Genomic DNA, 12,057 nt, shown 5'->3' with positions numbered 1-12,057 from the left:
GGTTTAAATTACGATACCATTCATACTGATCTTGCCGATGTTGTGAATAAAGCAACAGAGCGTGGTGTGTCACATTTATTAAGTGTGTCAGTAACATTACCGCGCTTTAAAACAATGATCGAACTTATCGCTGATTTTGATAATATTCATGCTTCATGTGGCGTTCATCCTCTTAACCTCGAAGATGAATATGAAAAATCAGAGTTATTGCTGCTAGCCCGTCATGAAAAGGTGGTTGCGATTGGTGAAACCGGTTTAGATTATTTCTACTCACCTGAAAACAAAGACATTCAGCAAGCGTCTTTTCGTAATCATATCCAAGTTGCTATTGAACTTAATAAGCCACTTATTATTCATACCCGTGGTGCAGTTGAAGATACTATACGTATTTTGAAAGAAGAGGGCGCAGATAAAATTGGTGGTGTGATCCACTGTTTTACTGAGTCCGATGCAATGGCTGCCGCGGTATTAGAAATGGGCTTTTATATTTCTATTTCAGGTATTGTGACGTTCAAATCAGCGAAAGATCTACAAGCTGTGGTTAAAACCATTCCAGCTAATAGACTGTTAGTTGAAACGGATTCACCTTATTTAGCGCCTGTGCCATACCGTGGTAAAGAAAATCAACCGGCTTATGTTCGTGCTGTCGCTGAGTTTGTTGCCGACCTGCGTGGCGTAACGTTTGCTGAGCTAGCTGAAACAACGACTGAAAACTACTTCACGTTATTTAACGCTAAGAAATAATACTTCTGTTGACGGTGGTAGTAAATCCAACTTTAAAGCAGAAGTTGGCAGTACTATCATCTCCAATAAATTATGGTATTATCCAAACATAAATTGTAATACCTCGATATTTCCTCGCGGAGTATCGAATTTAATCATTATTCGGAGGCATTTTGGCCCACCTAGTTAGCTATACTTATAAAAAAGAAAATAAGAAAATTACATTCTCATACCAAAAGTTTCACCATATTTATGAAGCTGTTGCTGCAGAAGAAGGCATAGATCTAACGCAATACATGATTATGGAAAAACAAGTTGAAGATGTATCTAAAGGTACTAAATCAGTAAGAGAATTCCGTAAGAACCATTTTACTAAACTTGGCTTTACTAATGTTTGGTTTATTAAAGACGGTATTGAAGAATAATTTAAGCATCAAATGAATTATTAATGCTAAATAATAGGTGGTCGCTAAAGACCACCTATTAAACATCATATTTATATTAAGACAGTAAGGTTAAACCTGCCGGTAAACTGTCCCCAAAGATCCGCTTCATTACTGTTTCATCAGACGTTTGTACCTCTTGTACTAACGCTAACCAAGATTCCGATAATTTATTTTGTGTTAATTTTTCAATAACAGCATCTCTTACCTTATCTTGTATGTCCATTTCTCTATCACCGGTTTTTCTAGCTATCATTACGGCGGCGAAAGCAATGTGTGGTTCTTTTTGCCAATTAGCGGCCAGTAAAGTGTTTAACCACGTTTCAGCGATGTGGCGAGGGATCACATTGTGCTGACTACCATAAAAAGCAACACGTGACGCAATGCGGCCTAATGCCCACCAATGTAATTGTTGGTTTTGTGGTTTGTTTAATTTAGTCAATAAGTATTCACCAAATTCAACTTTAAGCGCGACAGGAATGTGTTCAAGCGATGCGGCTAGCCGAATGATGTCGTCATAGCTACGCAGCTTAGCTTGATTGATAATCTTTGCGTGTTTATTGCTATCTTCAACAAAGTACACCGAAATGGTGTCATATATTTCAATTTGTTGTTGTTCATTAAGTCCACCAGCGATACGACGCCATAAATTCCACCAGTCACTCCATGACTGTGTTGATTTATTGTATTGGATCGCTGATTTGAATAGCGGCCAAATTTGTTCAATACGCCAATCATCCGCTGGATAACCAAAGCCGGGACGAAGCAGGAAGCTGGTTAACTTTAGCCAATTACGTTCGTGTTGTTCTGTACGTCGACGGTTTTTAGCAAACTGTAAGCAAGGTGCTGCTAATTCTCGTAATAGATCGGTATCCCAGGTATCACGTTTACCCAGACGTTTATCAAGATCATTACGTAATGATTTAACTAACTTCGGATCACTCTTTTTACTGCTCGCCCCATACACAGCTTCAATTAATTTGATTGCTTCGGGTAACTTAGGATGGCGCTGCTTAATGTCATTGATATTTTTACTATCACCATTCGATGTCTTCGTTGCTAAACTAGGGCGCACAGAAAACTCTAAAGCCCAGCGCTGTTTGGTGTTGGTTTCACTTACGCACTCAAGTTGTAAAGTACCGATACTGCTAAGTTTGCATGACAGGTAAACAGACTCAAAGCGTTTGTGATCTTTATGCTCAGGGATCGTAACGACAAAAGGTGGTAAGGGGGTTTTGCCTTTAAGTTCAGCCTCGAATTCTGTTTCAATAATCTCACCAGGTTTGAAATTACTTTCATGACTGGTGGTAGCAAGATTAAAACGAATTGGCTCACCGATAGTTAACGAGAATAAACGGCTATCTAGATTGATAACTTGTTCTTCTTCTGTGCCCTTAGGTAACAGACAAATAGATTGTGATTTCCCTGAACGATCGGTTATTTCAATGAAGTAATTACGTGGGCTGCCTCCGCCAATTTGTTTTTGCTTACCCAGCTTAGCAAAGCCAAATTCAACCGCACCATAAGCAACGGACAGATCAGGATTACCATTGTGCAACATCTGCACTTTTTGTTGCTTCCAACCGGATAGTACTTTTTCGATTTGCAGTTTGACTTGCTGGCTATTAAAAATACCACCATTAACGAGAATTGCTGCAGGGACTACAACTGGATCGTAATCTTCTGCTGCGTCCACATCGTAATAAGTATGAATGAATTCAGCAATGTGCTTTGAAATCGCAGGGTCAGAAGTGTAAGGTAAACCAAATTCAACAACCGCATTTTTTCTGTGGGTTGGTAATTGGTTAAAGCTGCTGTTTGGTAAAAAACCATTAAACACCATATCGATGACTTCGTTTTTAGTCAGTTCACACTTTTTAGACTGGGCGATTAGTTTTGAACCACGACCAAGTAATGTAATTGATGTGGTGCTTGGTGGCTGTTCTGATAAAAATAGTTCTTTGGCTTGGCGTGTCTGCTGGATCAGCTGGCCTAACGCAGCCGATTGCAAACGCTGATCAGGTGATATTCTCGATTCGACCACATGGGCTAACGCCAAATCGATGTTATCACCCCCGAGCATTAAATGATCACCAACAGCAACACGGTTTAAATTTAATTCACCATGTTCTAATGACATTTCGATCAAACTTAAATCCGTTGTGCCACCGCCAATATCACAAACAAGCATGGTTTTATCTTGTTCGATTAAATCTGTTTTGGCTTGTTTATTACGGTGATACCAGTCGTAACAAACCGCTTGTGGTTCTTCTAATAATGTTACATTAGTTAAACCTGCTAAATCCGCTGCAGCTAGCGTTAAGGCGCGAGCTGTGTCGTTAAAAGAGGCTGGTACTGTGATAGTAATGTTTTGATCGGCAAGTAGGTGCTCTGGATTGTGATAATTCCAAGATGCTTGAAAATGGGCAAGGTAGCTGGCACTAGCGATCACTGGTGATACTTTTTCAATGTTATCTTCAACCGCCCAAGGTAATATCGCAGCTTGAGCATCGATACTTGGATGAGATAACCAGCTTTTGGCACTTGAGACTAACCGACCTTTGGTTTTAGTGCCTAAATCTCGAGCCCATTGACCAACAATAACATTGGCTATTTCACCGCTGAATGGTGTTGTTTTCCAAGGTAATACACAATCCGTTGGGGCAATTTCATGATCATTAAAGTGATAGCGGAATGACGGCAATAGTGGTTTTCTTGCTACTTCGCCAGGACCAACCAATTGGTCAACGAGGAATACAGACGCACTGGCTTGATAATCATCGATATTTTTATAAGAAAGAACACTGTGGGTAGTGCCAAGATCGATGCCAATTACATATTGCGCTGTTTTAGAAACAGGTGAGGGCATTAAAAACTCCATATAATAAAACTCAGGGCAGCGAGCCCTGAGTTAAGTACACATTTATCGATATAACGACCGTGTGCTGATGATGCTAAAACATGTTTACTTACGTACTTTTATTGACGCACAGTTAGCTCAATTTCCCACGTTTCATCACTATCATTTGCGATAGCTTCAACTTTCAGTGTTCCCACTTCTGTTACTGTCACTGACAATGATACTGGCACAACATCACCGCTATTGCGATTAACTGAGTCTAGCGTCACTTCGATGTCAGGTAGTTGCTCAAGATCATCTGGTTGCCAGAAATCAAGGTGGGTGCCGACAACGTCCTCACGACGTACTGTAGAACCGAAGAACTTGAATTTAACCGGCTGGCCGACAACTAAACCAAATTGGTGTGTGGTTACCTTAACGTTAGAGCCTTCTTCAAGACCAAATGGGACGATGCAAACCGCTTCAAGTGGCGCTTCAAATCCGGGTATTGCTGGCATTGAACTTTCAACACCCACATAATATGAGCTAGCTAATCCGCCTTTAATACGAACGCCTTTACCTTGTTTCGCATAACCGTGGTAACACGCACCATTGGCGACAGCAAGGTCAAGGTCAATACCGGTTAATAGTTTTGCTTCTTCTTCAACATCAGCATCAATTAACCAGTCATTGATAATACCGATTAATTTAGAGCTGATTGCTGCAGACTTAAATACACCACCATTGAACAATACCGCCGTTGGTTTAATGAAGTCACCAGCATCTGACTCTAAAGCGTCATGTTGTTTATTCAAGAAGTGGGCTATGTGCTTAGTGATAGCGGCATCTTGTGCATAAGGTAAACCAATCTGCGTTAAAGCAGTTCGGGTATTTTGTTGTGGCATTTCTGTTACTGCTGTTGCAGGGAAGAAACCATCCAAAATAGTTTGCTTAACTTCATCACGTGTTAGCTCTGTTTGCATGGTGCCTGCAATTAACTTCGAGCCACGGCTTGGTATCACAATAGGCATTGCATCAACGTCACCGTCTGATAGCAGTTGTTCTTTTGCATCACGGCAAGCATGAGTAATAGCTTGGATTTGCCAAGGTTGTAATTGTTTACCTTCTTGCATTAATTTCATTTTTAGACGATAGGCTAGGGCAAGATCCATATTGTCACCGCCGAGTAAAATATGCTCACCAACTGCAACGCGTGATAAGGTTAAGTTACCTTCAGACTCTTCGACAGAAATTAATGATAAATCGGTTGTACCACCACCGATATCAACCACTAAGATGGTATCACCAACGTTTACTTGGTCGCGCCATTTATCACCGCATGCTTCTAACCAGCTATAAACTGCCGCTTGTGGCTCTTCCAGTAAATTTAAATGTTTAAGGTTTAAATCTTGTGCCGCTTGAGCCGTTAGGTTACGTGCTGCTGGATCAAACGAGGCCGGAATAGTGATTGTTACATCTTGGTCTGCAATAGGTGAATCAGGGTGTGCATTATTCCAAGCTTCAGCTAAGTGGCTTAAGTACTGACTCGTTGCTGTTACTGGCGATATTTTTTCTACTTCATCAGGGCTTGAGAAGGGTAATATCGCATCATGTGGACTTACTGTTGCATGGCTTAACCAGCTTTTCGCACTCGAAACTAAACGAATCGGTGTTTTAAGACCCAGCTGACGTGCTACATCACCGACAAGTACTGTATTGTCACTGTTCCAAGGTAATGGGGTTTGATCTTGGCTGATCTCATCGGCATGCGCTTGATAGGCAAAAGAAGGTAGCTGGTATTTTTCAGTGAGAGAACCCGGAGCCGATAGTTGCGGGATCGCAAACAATTGTTTAACGGCTTGATCACTGTCTTGCTCTAAGTCGATATATGATAATACACAGTGTGTAGTACCTAAATCGATACCAATACTGTATTTTGCCGCTATTTCGGTCATAGTTATGTCGCTCATAATTCCACCTCTGCAGCAGCAACGATATTAGTGTTATGGCCTTGTGCTAGTTTAGGTAGGTTAACACTATTAATTTTCCAGCCTGCGTGGACTAAGATACCACGATAAGGAGCAGAGCCAAGTACGTTACCAATCAACTTAATTTCCGATGGGTTAAAGCCTTCTGTAACGGTTACTTGACTTTCTTCTTCTTCAGTGCGAATTGGTGTAAAGCTAAAGTATTCATTGATTACTTTTTTGCTGCCGGTATGAATAATGCGAGCTGCTGCACCGATTTGTTCATCCGTTGCACCCGTTAAATCTTCCTGGATAAAGTCGACGAAACGTGCTTCATGTTGGAGTAGTGATAAAAGCTGGCAAGCGGCTGCAGGACTTGCTTCTTGTAACGGTGCTTTGATTTCGACAATCTTTTCAACTTCAACGATTTTCTCAACGTCTACGTGTTTGATCACCTCTACAATTTTTTCAACTTCAACTTCCACTTTAACTTCTACTTCTTTTTCAACAATTTTTTCTATTTCAATTGTTTTTTTACCACCCCTAACGAGGGTAATTAATAGCAGGATTAGGGTAAGAGCGAACAAGGCAATATGCGCGGCATCAGGGCCTGTAGGTAGTTCTGAGATATTTGTAAGGTCGAAGGTCATATATTTTACTCAAGTTTGTATAAATCAATATTATCAGCGATTTTATCATAGTTCTTAATGCTGCGGAGTATAATGTGATTTTTTAGCTTATTTACCTAGTACTTAGGAGCAAAGAATAGCCATTTTAGCGGGAATATTTAGAAACGTATTTTTAAGTTTAGTTGTTTTTAAAATAAATAAAAAAAAGCCCAGTACAAATCCATGTAATGAGCTTAGGGAAATTGGTATTATCGTATATTTAAATATAGTAAATTATTTACGCATATCCAATTAACATTAAAATAGTGTGCGCTATATCGTAAAATTAATGATAAAACTATTCGTTGAATAAGTTGTTATCACGAACGAGATCCCGCGGATAATTATTTTTTAAACGTTGATTTACACGTTTACCTAAACCAAGCACGCTACCTTCGAGTAATACCACTAACTCGCCTTGTAGCGCATCTAAATTATCAATTTCAATATCAGAGAAGTTAATATCTCGGCCCATTATGTATTGTTTAGCTTGTTCAATATCAAGTGAAACGGTGTTTTTAGTACAATGATGGCCAAAGGTGCGCGCCCATTCATGTTGTGCACGGAAACCTTTTTTAAACTGTTCCGCTATTTTAATTCCGATACGATCAAACTTGAATTTACCAATGAAAGCAGGGAACTCTTTTGGGAATAGCCAGATTTCACTATCTCGATGATAGAAAACACCACTTTCAAATTCGAAATTAAACGCTTCACGGAAATAATCACGAATGGCATCATTTTCGATACGACTAACAGGGCTAAATGGGAATACTAAGCGTTTTTTCTTTTTAATTGGGCGTAGACCCTGCGATTCTTTTTTAGTGAACTTAGCAACAAAGAAACCTTCGCTGTCGTAAATCTGCGGCCATACGTGTAAGAACCCCTCAGCGGTTAGACAATCATTCGCCGTTGGAAATAAGTCGTTAAGCGGAATAACTTCTGCATGGTCTGGATAAAGGTCGAGTAAATGCTGACAAACGGCTTGGTTTTCAGTGCTGTTTAATGTACAAGTCGAATAGATTAACGTGCCACCCGGTTTTAAGGCTTTAAATGCGCTTTCAATTAATTCTTTTTGAATATCAGCAATATCATTAATGCTTTTTAACGACCAGTTAAGCATTGCCTTGTCGTCTTTACGGATCGCGCCTTCACCAGAACAAGGTGCATCAAGTAATACAGCATCAAACATTTCTGGTAACCAAGTACCAAATACATTCGCATCATAGTGGCTAAGCGCAATATTTTTAATACCACAGCGTTGAATATTGGCACTCAGTACCTTTAAACGGCTTGAGGATAATTCGTTAGCAACGATGAAATTATTATTGTTACATAATGCGGCTATTTGACTTGTTTTTGAACCTGGCGCTGATGCGCAATCAAGTATCGTATCATATTGTGCCACTGCGCCTGATACTTGCTCTTTGAACAAGGCTGTAACAGGTAGCATTGAGCTCGCTTCTTGGATATAAAACAGGCCCGCTATATGCTCCCAGCTATTACCCAGTTTGGTATCGGTATTTTCTTGCTCTAACCAAAAACCTTCTTCACACCATGGGATAGGGGTTAATAACCACTGTTTTGTTTTTGCTAATTGTTTAAATTCTTCAACAGAAATTTTAAGCGTATTGACTCGAACACTGGTTTTCAATGGTGTTTGGCAACAAGCAATAAAGTCATCCATAGAGAGATGATCGGGAATAATGTTACCCATTAAGGTGAGGTAATCTTCAGGCAGTTTTATATTGGAATGCACTTTACAGGCTCAATTGAAAAATAAGGGGGCATTTTATCATATACCCCAGCTACTACAAGGTTGAGATTGCTGTAGTAGCTGGGTATAGGACCGTTACTTAGCTGGTTTATCGATCTTGGTATTCCATTTAAGCCAATCGGGGTTAACTTCTTGGGCTAAATTGAATTGAGAGAACGGCGCAGCTAATTGACTGTTGTTACTTGAATTTGGTGTCGCAAACGCAATACCACCAGCTAAAATCGTTTTTAATGATTCCGCTTTAAGGGTTGCGCCAGTCAGGCCTATATCCACATTGAACCCGGATACCGCCCAGAACTGGCTGTCATTATGGACGAGATGTTGATACTTCGGTTGGATGTTGAGGCTAATTAATACTTTATCACTTTGCTCTGATAGTTCTGAGTGTGTAATAGAGCCAACTTCTATCTGGCGGAAATATACCGCTGTACCCGCTGTTAAACCCATTAATCTTTCGCTTATGACAGTAACTGATAAACCTACATCATCAGCAGCAATCTTTGGCGCAGCATTAAGCACTTTAAATCGTTTGACCTTATTACCAGTACCTTTAGTTACATTGATATAAGCACCGGAAAGTAGGGTGTTGGCGTTCTTAATACCGTCCAAACCGACTTCAACACGCTCTAACCAGTACTGACTACCTTGTCTGATAAAGTATTGCGCATAGTCGGTTTCAAGTTTGGCGGTCGCTTCGATAAAACCTTGATCTACTTTGAGTTTAATCGCACTTATTTCACCTACTTTTATACCTTTGTGCTTAATTTCAGTGCCGACATTAATATCGGCACCAGAAAGAAAGGTTAACGCAATTGTTGGGCGGTCATCCGTTGCGGCAGCAAAACTGCGAAACAGTTTGTAATGGCTGGTTTTTGACTTAGCCAGACTGACTTTATTGTCGTTTACCGGTTTAATGTTATCAAAATTAATGCCCCCCGCAACGACAGTTAATAAAGACTCGGTTTGCACTTTTAAATTACTTAAACTGCCTGATATATCTATTCCAGACACGTCCCAAAAAACACTGTTTTTATTAATCAAGTGTGCGTATTGGCTGAAGATATCGAGCGTGACAATGATATGTTCATTGTCTGGCGCTAAGCGAAAATTAGCAACAGAACCCACGACTAACTTGCGATAATAGACTGGCGCGCCGTTAGAGATGACATGATTTGGTTTAGTCAATAAGGTGATGGTCTTATCCGACTTAAAGGCATCACTGCCTAATTTAGCCAAGGCTAAAGAAGGGTACAGGCGGTACTGTTGAGTTTTACTTTTGGCCTTAAATGATGGGTCATTAATCAGTTCAATTCCGCCGCTGACCAGTGCTGAAATCGGTGACGATTTAACGTTAATTCCCGAGATGTTAGCATCAACTGAAACACCACTAATATTTATAAAACGTGTTGTGCGACGCAGTAAATGGGCATAGTCTTGGTAGATATTGACCTTTAAATCAATCAAGTTGGTTTTGGTATTAAACGTCACTCGACTAATATGACCCACAGGGTAATTTTTGTAATAGATCTTATTTCCAACCGCTAAGCCATTCGCATCGTTGGCAGCAATAGAGATTTGTTTATTGGGAATAAGGTCATCAACATTTGAAACCAGATCAAAGGTAGTTTGTAACTCACCTTGTCCTGGTGTAAACAGTATATAGTTACCTGTAACAAGGTTAGCTACATTCTTGCTTTCAGAAAGAGAAAAATTGGCTTTTTCAACCCAAAATTGGGTGTTTTCACGTAACAAGTCAACAATGGCAGGATCTACGTCAGCAATGGCCACCGCTGTTGGCGTTACTTGCTGAGTCGCGGCATCAATTGATTGGGTTATAACTTGCGTTACTTCACCAACTTGTTGGCCGTTCAAGTAGATATTGTTACCTATTTTAATTTCATGGCTATTGGCCAAGTTAAATTCAATTTGGACAGCCCGTTCAGCATCACTAATACTGTTATATAAAGTATATGCTTGATTGTTTTTAACCTCTTTACCATCGGCTGGAGAATCAAATGCCAGTGCACCACTGATAATTGCCGTTAGGCTTTCAGTCTCAATTTTAACTCCGTCAAAACCAAACTCGGCATTAATACCGCTGGCATTCCAAAAACGTGAGTTGTCTTTTACCAGATAGCTATATTGCTTATTAATCACCGCTTCAATTAAGATATCATCGGTCTGTTTATCCAGTTTAAAGCTGTGCACTTGTCCAACGGGGATTTTTTTATAAAAAATCTCTGCTCCTGGACGAATGGAAGCGAGTTTATCGGCGGTTAAACGTACAATTAAGCCTTGATCATCAGGTAGATTATTCGGTGCAGTTTGTACCGCATTAAATTCGACACTGTAACCACCGTCACCGGGAGATAGGTCGATGTAATTACCAGTCACAAGTGCATCTAGGCCCGAAATCCCAGCAATTGACGCTTTTGGTGCAACTAACCAGAACTGTGTATTACTGCGCAATACTTGTATCGCTTTTTTGTCAATTTCGGCGGTAACATAAATACCGTTGAGATCGTCATCTAGCGCAATTTTTTTGATCTTACCGATATTCAAACCTTGGTATTTGACCAAGGTCTTACCTGCCACTATGCCATTTGCATTGTCAAAATGAATGCGTATTTCAATGCCGGCTTGAGCAATGCTTTGATACATGAGGTATATCCCAAGTACAACGGCGACAATTGGCAGCAGCCAAATAGGCGACATCACATTCGGTTTGTGTAATACAGGCTTAGGTGCATCACAATTCTCGGGCATTTGTGGTTCGTTATTTTCTTTCATTGTTATGGTTTAAATCCCAAATTAAACGTGTATCAAAACTTTCTGCGGCTAAGATTGTTAATACAACAACCAAACCAAAGCAAGTCGCTCCATATCCGGGATCAACTGAGAGTAAATTACCTCGGTTGATCACCGCGACCATAATCGATATAACAAACAAATCCATAATGGACCATTTACCGATCCAATGAATTGCATTAAATAATAATAATTTTCGCTTTGCGGTAATAAAAATTTTGTTTTGAACAGATAACAAAATGAGCATTAAGCCAATAATTTTAAATAAGGGTACTAGAATCGAAGCGATGAAAATGATGATGGCAATGCCTAAGTTATCACTTTTTGCTAAGGCGATGGTTCCAGACATGATGGTATCTGGAGTAATCTGACCGGTACTTGTTAACGTGCTTATAGGCAAAAAATTTGCCGGTATCATCATGATTGCTGCGGAGATTAAATAGGCCCATGTTTTTTGGATACTACGGGGTATGCGAAAATGAACCCGAGCAAAACAACGAGGACAACGCTGGCGTTTCACATCCTGTTCAACACTGATCAATTGACTACATTCGTGACATTTAGCGATTTGATTTTCTTTAGCTGTTTGCATTTTCGTCCATTTTTTGCCAGAAAATTTCAAGATTCAACCTATACATGATAAGGCTTGAAATAAACATCAGAGAAATAAAACTGAGTAAGCCAAATTGTAATTGGATGTCGGCAATGTCAGACAGTTTAAATACCGCGATTAAAAAACTGACGAGGTAAACTTCTAACATACTCCATTCGGTAAAAAATTTAACTAACTTGAGCAATAAAATAAGTTGCGGTGTATTACGTTTTGTCAGTA

Annotated in this window: 9 protein-coding genes; 2 read left to right on the top strand and 7 right to left on the bottom strand. The window is 39.9% G+C overall.

Annotation, left to right across the window (positions count from 1 at the left end):
• Both QNK26_RS12275 and QNK26_RS12270 read left to right on the top strand, forming a co-directional pair.
• Nucleotides 1-744, top strand: a 744-nt coding sequence (locus QNK26_RS12275) for a YchF/TatD family DNA exonuclease (protein ID WP_319223292.1), incomplete at its 5' end; no start/stop codon positions are given.
• 152 nt (nt 745-896) lie between these two features.
• Nucleotides 897-1,148, top strand: coding sequence for a DUF2960 domain-containing protein (locus tag QNK26_RS12270; RefSeq protein ID WP_319223290.1), 252 nt, complete (start codon nt 897-899; stop codon nt 1,146-1,148).
• Between the two features lie 76 nt (nt 1,149-1,224).
• Here QNK26_RS12270 and QNK26_RS12265 read toward each other — a convergent pair whose 3' ends face one another.
• From QNK26_RS12265 to QNK26_RS12235, 7 genes are all read right to left on the bottom strand, one after another.
• Entirely contained in the window at nt 1,225-4,035 is a 2,811-nt protein-coding gene (locus QNK26_RS12265) for an Hsp70 family protein (RefSeq protein WP_319223288.1), read from the bottom strand.
• A 110-nt stretch (nt 4,036-4,145) separates the two neighbouring features.
• The gene (locus tag QNK26_RS12260) at nt 4,146-5,975 is read right to left on the bottom strand and encodes an Hsp70 family protein (protein ID WP_319223286.1); all 1,830 of its coding nucleotides are present in this window, start codon (nt 5,973-5,975) and stop codon (nt 4,146-4,148) included.
• Nucleotides 5,972-6,622, bottom strand: a complete 651-nt coding sequence (locus QNK26_RS12255; RefSeq protein ID WP_319223285.1) for a DUF2760 domain-containing protein — start codon at nt 6,620-6,622, stop codon at nt 5,972-5,974. Before QNK26_RS12255 ends, QNK26_RS12260 begins: the two co-directional genes overlap by 4 nt.
• Nucleotides 6,623-6,938: 316 nt before the next feature.
• Nucleotides 6,939-8,399, bottom strand: coding sequence for a 16S rRNA (cytosine(1407)-C(5))-methyltransferase RsmF (gene rsmF / locus QNK26_RS12250; protein ID WP_319223284.1), 1,461 nt, complete (start codon nt 8,397-8,399; stop codon nt 6,939-6,941).
• 93 nt (nt 8,400-8,492) lie between these two features.
• Nucleotides 8,493-11,207, bottom strand: coding sequence for an MlaD family protein (locus QNK26_RS12245; RefSeq protein ID WP_319223282.1), 2,715 nt, complete (start codon nt 11,205-11,207; stop codon nt 8,493-8,495).
• Entirely contained in the window at nt 11,194-11,817 is a 624-nt protein-coding gene (locus QNK26_RS12240; protein ID WP_319223280.1) for a paraquat-inducible protein A, read from the bottom strand. The genes QNK26_RS12245 and QNK26_RS12240 overlap by 14 nt, the downstream gene beginning before the upstream one ends.
• Nucleotides 11,804-12,057 (bottom strand): paraquat-inducible protein A (locus tag QNK26_RS12235; RefSeq protein WP_319223278.1); only part of this gene is annotated, 254 nt, incomplete at its 5' end. The genes QNK26_RS12240 and QNK26_RS12235, both read right to left, overlap by 14 nt.

This window comes from Moritella sp. (assembly GCF_033791185.1).
Lineage (GTDB): Bacteria > Pseudomonadota > Gammaproteobacteria > Enterobacterales > Moritellaceae > Moritella.
This window is presented reverse-complemented; position numbering and strand designations above follow the sequence as displayed.